Raw genomic sequence first — 12,813 nt, 5'->3', positions numbered from 1 at the left:
GCGATGGGTACCTAGGTGGTTAAGCCCCAGGGAGGTCGGGGGCGCGGGCCCGCGCCGGGACCCGGCCCCCCTGGGGCGGGACCGGGGGGCGGGGTAACCCCGGCTACCGCGCCCCTCGTACCCGTGGTGTCACTCCGTCCCTCCGCGCCCCTCCGGCGGCGGGCACCATCCGCTCTGGCTCAGCGTCCCCCACCGTCCGCAGAACCCGACCTGCGCCGGCCGCTTCATCCCGTCGACCCGCTGCACCGATATGATCTTGTCGAGCGGAATCTGACGGTCCACCACCCCGCCGAAGTCGATCCGCCCGCTCTCCCCGTCCAGCGCCGCCGATCCATGGATGCTGCTGAGCGAATGCCACACCGTCAGCGAGGAGAGCGGCAGTTGCGAGGCCGCGTCCTGGAGCTGCCCCACCGCCTTGAGATACAGATTGACCGCGTCGAAGGCGAGCGAGGCATGGCCGTCCAGCGAGGTGTTCGCCAACTGCTCGCACTCCGTGGGGAAGAGCTTCCGCAAGGTGCTGTAGAGATCGCTCTTCGTCTTGCAGGACGTGGACCCCAGCGTGAAGTCCATGAAGTCGAAGGGCACTTTGGGGTACGCGGTACGCCGCACCGGATCCGCCGCCATCCGTGCCACGTCGTCGCCGCCGAGCAGGAACGGCGGGTTCGAACCGCACGCCGCGTTCACCCCGGCCAGCAGCGTCTCGAAGTCCTCCGGCCGCCCGGTGAAGAACACCAGGCCGTCGTACCCGCACGCGTGCTCCCCCACGGTGCGCGGCCCCGGATACCCGGAGGCCTTGCCCGGGGCGGCGGGTGACGGCCTGAACGCCTGCTGCTCGACGTCGAAGTCCGCGGCGTCGAAGCTCTTCGCGGCGTCGGCCCGCAGATTCTCGCTGTACTCGTCGGTCGGATCCGCCGAGTAGACGATGCGCACACTGCGCCGCGGAATCGTCCCCTTCTCGGCCAGGTGCGCCCCGTACGCGGCGGCGACCGTCGCCTGACGCCGGTTCTGCGGCGACACCTGGTAGTACATCGGCGAGTGGTCGTCCAGGGTGTCCGCCGACAGCGACGTCGCCACCATCGGCAGTCCGATCCGGGTCAGCTCCTCGATCGTCGTGATGGTCGCCGTACGGCTCTGGTCGAGCCCGGTGACCCCGACGATGGACGGATCGTCGCGCATCATCCTCTCCACCGTGGCGACGGCGTCGGGACCGAACCGCATCCCGCTGCCCGCGCTCGCCGGAAAGATCCGCAGTACGGGATCGGTGGCCCCGCGCTTGTCCAGTTGACGGCGCTGCGCGCTCGCCGCGCCTTGGAGCGCCTCCCGTACGTAGGTGAGCGAGCTGGGCTGCCCCGCGGAGCTGAGCAGCGCGGAGAGATGGATCAGCGTCACCACCGGCCGGATCGTGAACTGCTCGTGGATCCGGTCGGCCTCGCGGTTCTGGCGGGCGATCGTGCTCAGCGTCTCCTTGAGCGCCGGGTCCTTGGAGCCGAAGGTGTACCCGTTCGGCGCGACCCCGATGCACTCCCCGGTCGACCGCAGACGGAGCGTCGCCGCGTCGGGGTCCGACCGGCTCAGCCCGCAGTGCAGCTCCCGCCACTTCAGGGCGGGCGCCGGGTCGAAGGCGCGGGCGAACCCGCCCGCGAGCACCGCGACCGCGACCACCCCCGCCAGGGCCGTCACCCGGCGCCGTGCCCACTTCGGGGGCGGATCCACCGTGAGCCGTCCGACCAGCTCGACGCGGTCCTTCTGCTGCCGGTACGTGGCCGCGTCCGGGGCCAGCGGCGCGGGCACGACGACGGGCAGATACCAGACGGCCGCCGAGCGGCTCCGCCCGGCGGCCTCGAAATGGTGGCGCCAGATCCCGTACAGGTCCTCCGACAGCTCGCCCCGTCCGCGCAGTTCGTGCCCGAGGAGTTCGTCCTCCAGCCGCACTCCGGTGCACAGGACGGCCAGCGGATCGAAGACCCCGGTCTCGTTGCGTACGTCCACCAGCGAACGGATCAGCGCCGTACCGTGGTTGGTGTCGTCCACATCCGTCAGGAACGCCGCGCAATAGGCGGTACGGCGTGCGGACCTGCGCGGCCGGAATCGGCGCCGGTACGCCACCCGGAGATCTTCCAGAAAAGCGTTGATCATCAACTTGCCGACCTGGTCGGGGTTTTCCCGTCCCCGCCGGGGTCTTGTCAGCCGCATGGCGAAACCGGGGAATGTCCCCGGGTCGCGCGGCGCCATGTAGGGCTGCCGCACGAGCCACCGGTACTCGGTCCCGACACCGCGCCAGGCGCGGAACCAGGCGAGCGGAAAGAGATGGAGCCCCAGGACCAGAACCCACCAGGGAATGTTTCCCTGCATCGAGACCTCGGTCTCCGGACTGCGCAGCACACCGAACAGCCGTCGGCGCTGGAACTCCCTCTCCCGCAGTCTGCGCAGCAGCTCCCGATCCTGCTGCGAATCCGGCTCGCGCGCCGGATAGTCGGATTCCAGCAACCAGTTGACCAGCCCGAACCGCCGGAACCGTACACGCTCGTCGCGCCCGTTCCGCGCCGAGGAGAACTCCTGGGCCAGCGCCACCAGAGCCCGCCGGTAGACCTCGACCGGCTGCCATTCGGCGGGTAACGGGTCTGATTCCTGGGCGACTTCGTCCCGGATCTCGGACATGGAGATGAACTCGTGCGGGATGCGGTGGGGCGTGGCCCCGTTGAGGGAAGCCCTGATGCCCTCGGTCAGCTCCGTCAGATCGTCACCGATCAGACAGACCACGGGAATTCCGTTTCGGTCGGCGAGTTCCGTGGGTAACTCGCCCTTTCTCGGTCTGCGTACCAGCGTGGCCAGCAGCTCGAAGACCTTGTTGGCGTTCTCGAATACGGGTGTCATGATCTCCCCGTTGAACCGTGTTCGAATGACGCTCGACTGGTATCACGATGCCCCAGCAGAGGAATTCGACACGTTACCGCTCAGGGAACGCGGAGGCGGTCGCACTGCACACAACCTCCACCCGTAGGGGTGGTCCTGGGTAAATCCACACCGGTTTCCGCGCCGGTACTCAGCCCTTCGCGCGCCGGGCCAGACCCAGCGCGTACTCCGGCCACCAGGTGCCCGCCGGCGGGCCGCCGCGGCAGGGGCCGTCCGATTCGCCGGGGCGTTTGATCCAGAGGAACGCGTCGACCAGTTCGTTGCCGGTGTCGGTGCTCGGCGGGGTGCCCAGGGCCCGGCCCGGGGGGTTGCACCAGGCCTGGTCGCGGTTGCCGGGGAGGGGGCCCGCGCCGTTTCTGCTGGTGTCCACGGTGAAGTGGGTCTCGCCGAGCAGCCCGGCCAGCCGGGTGCCGTACGTCTTGACCGTGTCGTCGGTCTGGAAGTTGGACACGTTGAGCGAGAAACCGTCCGCCGCCCCGACGCCCGCGCGCTGGAGCGGGCCCACGATCTTGGCCGGGTCGGAGATCCAGTCCGGGTTCCCCGCGTCCAGGTAGACACGGGTGTGCGGCTGCTTCTTCAGACGGCCCACCGCCTGGGAGAGGAGTTCGTACCGCTCGGTGCTGTGCTCGTCGGGGGTGCAGCCGTCCGCGAGGTGCGAGAGCGCGTCCGGCTCCAGGACGACGATCGTCCGGGCGTCGCCGATCGCGCGCGCGAAGGTGTCGATCCAGTCGCGGTAGGCCGCCGCGTCGGGGGCGCCGCCCGCCGAGTAGAGCCCGCAGTCGCGGTGCGGGATGTTGTACGCGACGAAGACCGCGGTCCGCTTGTCCGCGGTCGCGCCCCGCACCGCCCGGCGGATCCCCGGCTCGGGGTCGTCCCCGGCGGGCCAGACGGCGACGGCGCGGTCCGCGATCCGCCGGAGCAGCTTCGCGTCGTCCTTCCGCCCCTCCTTCTCCCACTGGGCGACCTGCCGGACCGCGTCACTGTCCGGGTCGATCCAGAACGGCGCCGCCGCGCTCGGAGCCGCCTCCCCCTGGACCACCGGGGCCGTGTGCGTCCGCGCGGCGGGAGCGCTGGGCGCGCCGTTCCCGGACCGGGACGGGGCGCAGCTCACCGCCGTGGCCAGCGCGAGCAGCGCGGCGACGAGGACCGTCGGCCCGCCCCGCCTCCCCCGGGTACGGCGCGACGGGAGCGGCGACGGCGATGACGGGTGCGGTCTGCGGCCGGACATCCAGCCCCCTCGGAAGTCGACTGGGCGACGAACTGGGCGGTGATGGGAATGGCAAGACCGGCATATCGTTACATAACGATCAGTCGCCCGTGCTCTGCGACACCGCCGGGGCGAGACCGCGACGGGCCTGCTCGGGGCGGGTGCGCCCGGGGGCCGCTCCCCGCCGCCGGTGCGCGCGGCCTCTCGGGCCGGGCCGTAAGGGCCGTGCGGACCGCCGGCGCGGGCGTCGGGGGAGGGCCGTGCGACCGAAGTGCGAGACGAGGCTGACCCGCAAGTGACCAGTGGGTAAGGTCGGTGGCGTGTCCAAGCCGCTCAGCCTGCCCTTCGACCCCATCGCCCGCGCCGACGAACTCTGGAAGCAGCGCTGGGGGCCCGTCCCCTCCATGGGGGCCATCACGTCGATCATGCGCGCGCACCAGATCCTGCTCGCCGGGGTGGACGCCGTCGTCAAGCCGTACGGGCTCACCTTCGCCCGGTACGAGGCGCTGGTGCTGCTCACCTTCTCCAAGGCCGGCGAGCTGCCGATGTCGAAGATCGGTGAGCGGCTGATGGTCCATCCCACCTCCGTCACCAACACCGTGGACCGGCTGGTGACGGCCGGCCTGGTCGACAAGCGGCCCAACCCCAACGACGGGCGCGGCACGCTCGCCTCCATCACCGACAAGGGGCGCGAGGTGGTGGAGGCCGCCACCCGCGATCTGATGGAGATGGACTTCGGGCTCGGGGTCTACGACGCCCGGGAGTGTGCCGAGATCTTCGCGATGCTGCGCCCGCTGCGGGTGGCCGCCCAGGACTTCGAGGACTGAGCCCGGCTCCCCCGGGCCCGGGGGAGGGGCGGGCGAAGATCGCCCTTTGTGCCCGGTTAGGCTCAGCCCATGAAGTCGAATGTGCTGTCCCGCTACCGGGTGATGGCGTACGTCACCGCCGTATGGCTGCTGGTCTTCACCGTGGCGATCATCCTCAAGTACGGGTTCGATACCGGCAACACGATGGTGATCTCGCAGATCCACGGTGTGCTCTTCATCATCTACGTGGTCTTCGCCTTCGATCTGGGCTCCAAGGCGAAGTGGTCCTTCGGGAAGCTGCTCTGGGTGCTCGCCGCCGGGTGCATCCCCGTCGCGTCCTTCTTCGTCGAACCGAAGATCACCCGTGAGGTCCAGCCGCTGCTCACCGACCGCGCGCCGGAGACCGCCCAGGCATAGGGCCCGTAGAGCGTTCCTCCTCAGCCGTCCGCGCGTCCGCGGGCGGCTGTTCCGCGTTTCTCCGCCACCGGTCGTGGCGATTCGGCCATCGACATTTACTTGGACGTCCTAGTAAATTGGTCTCATGAACGCTGACGCCATCGAGGAGGGCCGCCGGCGCTGGCAGGCCCGGTACGACAAGGCCCGCACGCGCGACGCGGACTTCAGCACGCTCTCCGGGGACCCCGTGGACCCGGTCTACGGGCCCCGGCCCGGCGACACCTACGAGGGCTTCGAGCGGATCGGCTGGCCCGGGGAGTACCCGTACACCCGTGGTCTGCACCCGACCGGCTACCGGGGCCGGACCTGGACCATCCGCCAGTTCGCCGGCTTCGGCAACGCCCGGCAGACCAACGAGCGGTACAAGATGATCCTGGCGGCCGGTGGCGGCGGGCTCTCCGTCGCCTTCGACATGCCGACGCTCATGGGCCGCGACTCCGACGACCCCCGCTCGCTCGGCGAGGTCGGCCACTGCGGGGTCGCCATCGACTCGGCCGCCGACATGGAGATCCTCTTCGCGGACATCCCGCTCGGGGACGTCACCACCTCGATGACGATCAGCGGACCCGCCGTCCCCGTCTTCTGCATGTACCTGGTCGCGGCGGAGCGCCAGGGCGTCGACCCCGGCGTCCTCAACGGCACGCTCCAGACGGACATCTTCAAGGAGTACATCGCCCAGAAGGAGTGGCTCTTCCAGCCCGAGCCGCATCTGCGGCTGATCGGCGACCTGATGGAGCACTGCGCCACCGCCATCCCCGCGTACAAGCCGCTCTCCGTCTCCGGCTACCACATCCGGGAGGCGGGCGCGACGGCCGCGCAGGAGCTGGCGTACACCCTCGCGGACGGCTTCGGCTACGTGGAGCTGGGGCTCAGCCGGGGGATGGACGTGGACACCTTCGCGCCCGGACTCTCCTTCTTCTTCGACGCCCACCTCGACTTCTTCGAGGAGATCGCCAAGTTCCGCGCGGCCCGGCGGATCTGGGCGCGCTGGATGAAGGAGGTGTACGGGGCGCGCACCGACAAGGCCCAGTGGCTGCGGTTCCACACCCAGACCGCGGGCGTCTCGCTCACCGCGCAGCAGCCGTACAACAACGTCGTACGGACGGCGGTCCAGGCGCTGGCGGCCGTCCTCGGCGGAACGAACTCGCTCCACACCAACGCGCTCGACGAGACCCTCGCCCTGCCGAGTGAACAGGCCGCCGAGATCGCGCTGCGCACCCAGCAGGTGCTCATGGAGGAGACCGGTGTCGTCAACGTGGCGGATCCGCTCGGCGGCTCCTGGTACGTCGAGCAGCTCACCGACCGGATCGAGGCCGACGCCGAGAAGATCTTCGAGCAGATCAAGGAGCGCGGTCTGCGCGCCCACCCGGACGGACGCCACCCGATCGGACCCGTCACCTCGGGCATCCTGCGCGGCATAGAGGACGGCTGGTTCACCGGCGAGATCGCCGAGTCCGCGTTCCTGTACCAGCGGGCGCTGGAGAAGGGCGACAAGCGGGTCGTGGGCGTCAACGTCCACCACGGCTCGGTCACCGGAGACCTGGAGATCCTGCGGGTCAGCCACGAGGTCGAGCGTGACCAGGTCCAGGTCCTGGCGGAGCGCCGGGCCGCGCGCGACGACGCCCGGGTGCGTACGGCGCTGGAAGCGATGCTGACGGCGGCCCGGGACGGCTCGAACATGATCGGCCCGATGATGGAGGCGGTACGGGCGGAGGCGACGCTCGGCGAGATCTGCGACGCGCTGCGGGACGAGTGGGGGACGTACACCGAACCGCCCGGCTTCTAGACGGGGAGGCGCGTCCGTCGGAGAGCTGTTCGCCGGAAGGGCGGACCTGTCCGCTTGTCACCCGTTCGGGTGAATTAGCTCGGAGTGAGAGCTAAAATAGGTGGTATGTCCACCGAGGAGTTCCCGGACTCGCTCGCGGACGCGCTGGCAGGCGTGCAGCGCACGATCCGGCGACGGCTGCGCGGCGGCATGACCGCCGCGCCGCTGCGGGGAACCCAGGTCGAGCTGTTGCGGCTGGTCGCGGCGCGCCCCGGGATCCGGGTGTCGGACGCCGCCCAGGAGCTGTGGCTCGCGGGCAACTCCGTCTCCACCCTGGTCAACCAGCTCGTCCTGGCAGGCTGCCTGCGCCGCGAGACCGACCCGGCCGACCGGCGCTCCACACTGCTGTCGCCCACCCCGGCCGGTGAGGCCCGGCTGAGCGACTGGCGGGCGCGCCGCTCCGCTCTCGTACGGGAACGGGTGGCGCTGCTGACGGACGAGGACCGCGCGGCCCTGGCGGCGGCCCTGCCGGCGCTGCGCAGACTCGCGCACCACCTCCACGAGGAAGGGGAGGGCGCATGACCGGCACCCCCGAATCCACCCCCGAATCCACCCCCGGATCCACCCATGGACCCGTTTCCATCCCCGGAACCACCCCCGGTTCCACCGGCCCGGCCGACGCCGCGCCCGCCGTACGGTGCGCCGGGCTCACCTACTCCTTCGGCGAGACCAAGGCCGTCGCCGCGCTCGACCTCTCCGTCGCCGCCGGCGAGGTCTTCGGACTGCTCGGGCCCAACGGCGCGGGCAAGACCACCGCGATCCGCTGCGTCACCACCCTGCTGCCCGTCCCCGCGGGCATGGTCCGGGTCTTCGGGCACGACGCGGCGAAGGAGAAGATGGCCGTCCGCCGGCTGCTGGGGTACGTACCGCAGCAGCTCTCCGCCGACGCCGCGCTGACGGGCCGCGAGAACGTGACCCTGTTCGCCCGCGTCTTCGACGTACCGCGCCGCGAACGGGCCGAGCGCGTCGCGCAGGCGCTCGCCGCCGTCGACCTGACCGGCTCCGCCGACCGGATGACCAAGACGTACTCGGGCGGCATGATCCGCCGCCTCGAACTCGCGCAGGCCCTGGTCAGCGCGCCCCGGCTGCTCATGCTGGACGAGCCGACGATCGGCCTCGACCCGATCGCCCGCACCAGCGTGTGGGAGCACATCAACGCCGTACGGAACGCCACGGGCATGACCGTCCTCGTCACCACGCACTACATGGACGAGGCCGACCAGTACTGCGACCGCGTCGCGCTGATGCACCGCGGGCGCGTCCACGCCCTCGGCACCCCCGACGAGCTGCGGAGCGAGCTGCGCGACCGCCGCGTCGCCGAGGGCACCGCGGGCCAGGGGGACCCCGTACCGACGCTGGAGGACGTCTTCAGGGACGTCGCCGGCAGCGGTCTGGACGAAGAGGGAGGCGACTTCCGTGATGTCAGGTCCACCCGTCGCACCGCGTCCCGCGTCGGCTGAGCCGGCCGGACGCACCGGCAGCGGACCGGGGCCCGACCCCGGGCGCTTCGCCCTGCTGCTGTCCCCGCCGCGCGCCCGCACCGGCTGGCGCGTCCTGCCCGCCCGGGTCCTCGCGATGTGCGTCGTGGAGCTCCAGAAGCTGCGCCACGACCGCACCGAGCTGTACACCCGGGCCGTTCAGCCCGCGCTCTGGCTGCTGATCTTCGGTGAGACGTTCACCCGGATCAAGGCCATCCCGACCGGCGGCATCCCGTACATCGACTATCTCGCGCCCGGCATCATCGCCCAGTCCGCGATGTTCATCGCGATCTTCTACGGCATCATGATCATCTGGGAGCGGGACGCGGGCATCCTCACCAAACTCCTGGTCACGCCCACCCCGAGAGCCGCGCTGATCAGCGGCAAGGCGTTCGCCTCGGGGGTGAAGGCGCTGATCCAGGCGGTCGTGGTGATCGTCATCGCGGCGGCCCTCGGGGTGGGGCTGACCTGGAACCCGCTGCGGCTGCTCGGGGTGGCCGTCGCCGTGGTCCTCGGCTCGGCCTTCTTCTCCTGTCTGTCCATGACGATCGCGGGCATCGTGCTGACCCGCGACCGGCTGATGGGTATCGGCCAGGCCATCACGATGCCGCTCTTCTTCGCCTCGAACGCCCTCTACCCGGTGGCGATCATGCCCGGCTGGCTCCAGACGGTCAGCCGGATCAATCCGCTGAGCTACCAGGTGGACGCCCTGCGCGGGCTGCTGCTCGGCACGCCGTCCCATCTCGCGCTGGACTACGGGGTGCTGCTGCTGGCGGCGCTGGCGGGCATCGCGGCGGCCTCGTCGCTGCTGGGCCGGCTGGCGCGATGACCCCCGCCGGCCCCCGTGAAGGAGGCGGGGCGGGCCACCCCGGGTCATCTCGGGGTCAGACCGCCCAGCAGCAGTTCCGTGAACGTACGGGCCCAGGGGCCGTCCACCGGCTGCGCGCTCACCATCGTGCGGTTGACCACCGCGCCGGCGATCACATCGAAGATCAGGTCCGCCGTACGGTCCGCCGTCGCGGCGTCCGGCTCGTAGGGGAGCTCCCCGCGGGCCTGGGCGCGCTCGCGGCCCAGCAGGACCAGCCGTTTCTGCCGTTCGACGATCGAGACCCTGATCCGCCGCCGCAGCGCCTCGTCCCGGGTGGACTCCGCGATCACCGCCATGAGCGCGGTCTTGGTCTCGGGGCGCTCCAGCAGCGCGGCGAACTGGAGGACGGCGCTCTCGACATCGGCCGCGAGACTGCCCAGATCGGCGAGTTCCATCGAGTCGAAGAGGGCCGCCACGGCGTCCACGACCAGCTCGCTCTTGGACGGCCAGCGCCGGTAGAGCGTGGTCTTGGCGACGCCCGCGCGGGCCGCCACGTCGCCCATCGTCAGCTTCGTCCATCCCAGCTCGCCCAGGGCGGCCCTGGTCGCCTCCAGGATCGCGGCGTCGGCCTCGGCGCTGCGGGGGCGGCCACCACGCGGCCCGGAGCGGCTGTCGCTGGGTCCGGGGCCGCTGTCGCTGCGCATGCCCGCGACCATACCGGCCGGTAGCGGTGTGAGCCGGCTCACCGGTGAAGTCTGTACACGCCGCTGACGCGACAGTTACGCTACGACCCGTAGCGGAAGCGGTGCGCGGCCGGACCGGGCCGCCGCTTCGGCCGGACCGGACCACCGCTTTTCTCAAGTGCGTGCCGAGGGGGGAGGATGTACTCATGCAGCCTAGGAACATGTCCATGAGCGGCGTCGTCGACCTCGCCGCGGTGAAGGCGGCCGGTGAGGCCAAGGCGAAGGCGGAGCAGGCCCGCGCCGAGGCCGTCCGCCAGGGCGGCACCGGCGCCGTCCCCCCGTCCAGCCTGGTGATCGACGTCGACGAAGCCGGCTTCGAGCGCGATGTACTCCAGCGTTCCACCGAGGTACCGGTCGTCATCGACTTCTGGGCCGAGTGGTGCGAGCCGTGCAAGCAGTTGAGCCCCGTACTGGAGCGGCTGGCCCGTGAGTACAACGGCCGGTTCGTTCTCGCCAAGATCGATGTCGACGCCAACCAGATGCTGATGCAGCAGTTCGGGATCCAGGGCATCCCCGCGGTCTTCGCGGTGGTGGCGGGCCAGGCGCTGCCGCTCTTCCAGGGCGCCGCCCCGGAGACCCAGATCCGCCAGACGCTGGACCAGCTCATCCAGGTCGGCGAGGAGCGCTTCGGCCTCACCGGGATCGCGGTCGACGCGGCCGCTGAGGACGCGGGCGACGACGGGGCCGAGGGGGAGGCCGCCGTACCGGAGGGCCCGTACGACGCCCTGCTGGAGGCGGCCGTACAGGCGCTGGACGCCAATGACTTCCCCGCCGCGGCCGAGGCGTACCGCGGCGTGCTCGCCGAGGACCCCGGCAACACGGAGGCCGCGCTCGGCCTCGCCCAGGCCGAACTGCTCGCGCGGGTCCAGGGGATGGACCAGGCGCAGGTGCGCAAGGACGCCGCGGACCGGCCGGCCGATGTGACGGCGCAGATCGCCGCGGCCGATCTGGATCTGGTCGGCGGGCATGTGGAGGACGCGTTCGGCCGGCTCGTGGAGGCCGTGCGCCGTACCGCCGGTGACGACCGGGAGGCGGCGCGGCTCCGGCTGCTCAAGCTGTTCGAGGTGATCGGCGGGGACGACCCGCGGGTGACCGCCGCGCGGTCGGCGCTGGCCCGGGTTCTCTTCTGATCCGGGGAGGTTGACGAGGCGTCCGTCGTGCCGGCGGGCCGGGAAACCGGTGAGCGGCAGGTGCCGGCACGGCCGACTCCGCGCCCGCGGTGCGGATTTGGCGACTTGACGCCAACGGGGCCGCGCTTTACCAAAACTTGGTAAAAGCGATTACTGTTACCCGCAGTAAATCAACTCCCTCGGTCTGTCCCGCTATGGGGGGCAATCACCGCTTCTGACGCATCGACACGCGGCACCCTGTGTGGTCGCGCGATATCACCTGGTCGTATACCGGTTATCCGGCCGTTACCAGTGAGTAACGAACCCCTTGTGTCAACAGCGCGAATGCACCACGATCGGCGACGCTCGGTCCATTTCCGTATCAGCACGGCAGCCAGTCGCGCCCTCGGTCCGTGGGTCCCCACCGAGCGGTCCGGCGGCGCTGCCGCCGGCCCGGACAGGGGGGTTCCTGCCCACCCGGCAGGGCCTGTCCAGAGGTTGCGCGAACGCGTGGCCAGTGGTTGTCGCTCGGGGGTGATCGCCGGTGATTTCGGACGCGGTTGGCGCCTCCGGAGACAGGCGCTCTCCTTCCCGAGGACGTAGCACTTCTCCCATCCCAGGACGGGCTCCCACCCGATCCGGAGATGTACGTCCGAGAAGGAGGACATTCATGGAGTCCCAAGTTCGTGGCGGGACCAGATGGAGGCGGTTCGCCGTCGTCATGGTGCCGAGTGTGGCCGCGACGGCAGCGATAGGTGTCGCGCTGGCACAGGGCGCGCTCGCCGCCTCGTTCAGCGTGTCCGGCCAGAGCTTCAAGGTCAGCGCGGACCAGTTGGTCGGTTACGACTTCATCCAGTACGGCAGCATCGACGCGGGCACGGACCTGAAGGGGAACAAGACCGCCAATCCGGTCGCCGTCTCCGGGTTCAGCCGGGCCACGATCACCAACATGTGCCAGTCGGTGGTCACGCCGAACGTGCCCGTCTTCGGCTCCGTCAGCCTGGAACTGAGGGCCGGCACGAACACGAAGTCGCCGGTCGAGGCGACGAACATCTACATCGACATCGCCCAGCTGGAAGCCGACGCCAAGTTCGAGAAGATCGACATCGGTGTGGCGGCCGGCGACGAGAGCAACAAGACCGGCATCAACCCGGGTGATCAGGCCAACAAGTACGGCTTCGCCCAGCGTGCGGAGAAGGTCACGCTCACCAAGGTGGAGCAGACGGCATGGGCGACCACAGCCGGCACCTTCACGCTGAGCAACCTGAGCCTGAAGCTGCACAAGGGCGTCAAGGAGTGCTACTAGGGTCTCTCGTCCGGGTCCGGCCGGACCGGGGAGCGCCCGCCGCGTCAGCGGCCGGTGGCACCCGGGCATCCGGCAAGGTCCGGACGAGAGGTCCTGGGCACCGCCCGGGCGGGCGGGTTCCACGGCACGGACCCGTCCGCCCACTCCGAACTCTTTCTCACG

11 protein-coding genes are annotated in these 12,813 nt (G+C 70.7%); 8 read left to right on the top strand and 3 right to left on the bottom strand.

Features of this window, described 5'->3' with window-relative positions; all coding sequences use genetic code 11:
• Nucleotides 1-129: 129 nt before the first annotated feature.
• Both ACFXPK_RS07715 and ACFXPK_RS07710 read right to left on the bottom strand, forming a co-directional pair.
• Nucleotides 130-2,874, bottom strand: coding sequence for a hypothetical protein (locus ACFXPK_RS07715; protein WP_385072779.1), 2,745 nt, complete (start codon nt 2,872-2,874; stop codon nt 130-132).
• 169 nt (nt 2,875-3,043) lie between these two features.
• On the bottom strand, nt 3,044-4,141 hold the full coding sequence (locus ACFXPK_RS07710) for a glycoside hydrolase family 6 protein (RefSeq protein ID WP_385072776.1): 1,098 nt from the start codon (nt 4,139-4,141) through the stop codon (nt 3,044-3,046).
• Between the two features lie 299 nt (nt 4,142-4,440).
• Between ACFXPK_RS07710 and ACFXPK_RS07705 the strand changes: the two genes are divergently transcribed.
• From ACFXPK_RS07705 to ACFXPK_RS07680, 6 genes are all read left to right on the top strand, one after another.
• Nucleotides 4,441-4,947 (top strand): MarR family winged helix-turn-helix transcriptional regulator, encoded by a 507-nt coding sequence (locus ACFXPK_RS07705; RefSeq protein WP_384992984.1) that lies wholly within the window; start codon nt 4,441-4,443, stop codon nt 4,945-4,947.
• A gap of 69 nt (nt 4,948-5,016) precedes the next feature.
• The gene (locus ACFXPK_RS07700; RefSeq protein WP_384992982.1) at nt 5,017-5,343 is read left to right on the top strand and encodes a DUF3817 domain-containing protein; all 327 of its coding nucleotides are present in this window, start codon (nt 5,017-5,019) and stop codon (nt 5,341-5,343) included.
• 124 nt (nt 5,344-5,467) lie between these two features.
• Nucleotides 5,468-7,168, top strand: a complete 1,701-nt coding sequence (locus ACFXPK_RS07695) for a methylmalonyl-CoA mutase (protein ID WP_384992979.1) — start codon at nt 5,468-5,470, stop codon at nt 7,166-7,168.
• Between the two features lie 105 nt (nt 7,169-7,273).
• On the top strand, nt 7,274-7,729 hold the full coding sequence (locus ACFXPK_RS07690; RefSeq protein ID WP_385072771.1) for a MarR family winged helix-turn-helix transcriptional regulator: 456 nt from the start codon (nt 7,274-7,276) through the stop codon (nt 7,727-7,729).
• Nucleotides 7,726-8,667, top strand: a complete 942-nt coding sequence (locus ACFXPK_RS07685; protein WP_385072768.1) for an ABC transporter ATP-binding protein — start codon at nt 7,726-7,728, stop codon at nt 8,665-8,667. Before ACFXPK_RS07690 ends, ACFXPK_RS07685 begins: the two co-directional genes overlap by 4 nt.
• Nucleotides 8,627-9,514: an ABC transporter permease gene (locus ACFXPK_RS07680; RefSeq protein WP_384992972.1), complete on the top strand. Its 888-nt coding sequence runs from the start codon at nt 8,627-8,629 to the stop codon at nt 9,512-9,514. Before ACFXPK_RS07685 ends, ACFXPK_RS07680 begins: the two co-directional genes overlap by 41 nt.
• Nucleotides 9,515-9,558: 44 nt before the next feature.
• Here the strand turns inward: ACFXPK_RS07680 and ACFXPK_RS07675 are convergent, their stop codons facing one another.
• Nucleotides 9,559-10,197: a TetR/AcrR family transcriptional regulator gene (locus ACFXPK_RS07675; RefSeq protein ID WP_385072765.1), complete on the bottom strand. Its 639-nt coding sequence runs from the start codon at nt 10,195-10,197 to the stop codon at nt 9,559-9,561.
• 185 nt (nt 10,198-10,382) lie between these two features.
• On the opposite strand from ACFXPK_RS07675, the gene ACFXPK_RS07670 reads away from it, so the two are divergent.
• A complete protein-coding gene (locus tag ACFXPK_RS07670; protein WP_384992970.1) occupies nt 10,383-11,366 on the top strand; it encodes a tetratricopeptide repeat protein in 984 nt (327 codons plus the stop codon).
• A gap of 649 nt (nt 11,367-12,015) precedes the next feature.
• Nucleotides 12,016-12,651: a DUF6230 family protein gene (locus tag ACFXPK_RS07665; RefSeq protein ID WP_384992968.1), complete on the top strand. Its 636-nt coding sequence runs from the start codon at nt 12,016-12,018 to the stop codon at nt 12,649-12,651.
• Nucleotides 12,652-12,813: the final 162 nt, after the last annotated feature.

Source organism: Streptomyces sp. NPDC059142 (assembly GCF_042755665.1).
GTDB lineage: Bacteria > Actinomycetota > Actinomycetes > Streptomycetales > Streptomycetaceae > Streptomyces.
Note: the sequence above shows the minus strand (reverse complement) of the source record. Positions and strands in the feature narration are given on the sequence as shown.

What these genes read in the sequence shown, in the direction of transcription:
- ACFXPK_RS07715 (WP_385072779.1), bottom strand. Translation starts at nt 2,874, where the DNA reads ATGACACCCGTATTCGAGAACGCCAACAAGGTCTTCGAGCTGCTGGCC.
- ACFXPK_RS07710 (WP_385072776.1), bottom strand. Translation starts at nt 4,141, where the DNA reads ATGTCCGGCCGCAGACCGCACCCGTCATCGCCGTCGCCGCTCCCGTCG.
- ACFXPK_RS07700 (WP_384992982.1), top strand. Translation starts at nt 5,017, where the DNA reads ATGAAGTCGAATGTGCTGTCCCGCTACCGGGTGATGGCGTACGTCACC.
- ACFXPK_RS07695 (WP_384992979.1), top strand. Translation starts at nt 5,468, where the DNA reads ATGAACGCTGACGCCATCGAGGAGGGCCGCCGGCGCTGGCAGGCCCGG.
- ACFXPK_RS07690 (WP_385072771.1), top strand. Translation starts at nt 7,274, where the DNA reads ATGTCCACCGAGGAGTTCCCGGACTCGCTCGCGGACGCGCTGGCAGGC.
- ACFXPK_RS07685 (WP_385072768.1), top strand. Translation starts at nt 7,726, where the DNA reads ATGACCGGCACCCCCGAATCCACCCCCGAATCCACCCCCGGATCCACC.
- ACFXPK_RS07680 (WP_384992972.1), top strand. Translation starts at nt 8,627, where the DNA reads ATGTCAGGTCCACCCGTCGCACCGCGTCCCGCGTCGGCTGAGCCGGCC.
- ACFXPK_RS07675 (WP_385072765.1), bottom strand. Translation starts at nt 10,197, where the DNA reads ATGCGCAGCGACAGCGGCCCCGGACCCAGCGACAGCCGCTCCGGGCCG.
- ACFXPK_RS07670 (WP_384992970.1), top strand. Translation starts at nt 10,383, where the DNA reads ATGCAGCCTAGGAACATGTCCATGAGCGGCGTCGTCGACCTCGCCGCG.
- ACFXPK_RS07665 (WP_384992968.1), top strand. Translation starts at nt 12,016, where the DNA reads ATGGAGTCCCAAGTTCGTGGCGGGACCAGATGGAGGCGGTTCGCCGTC.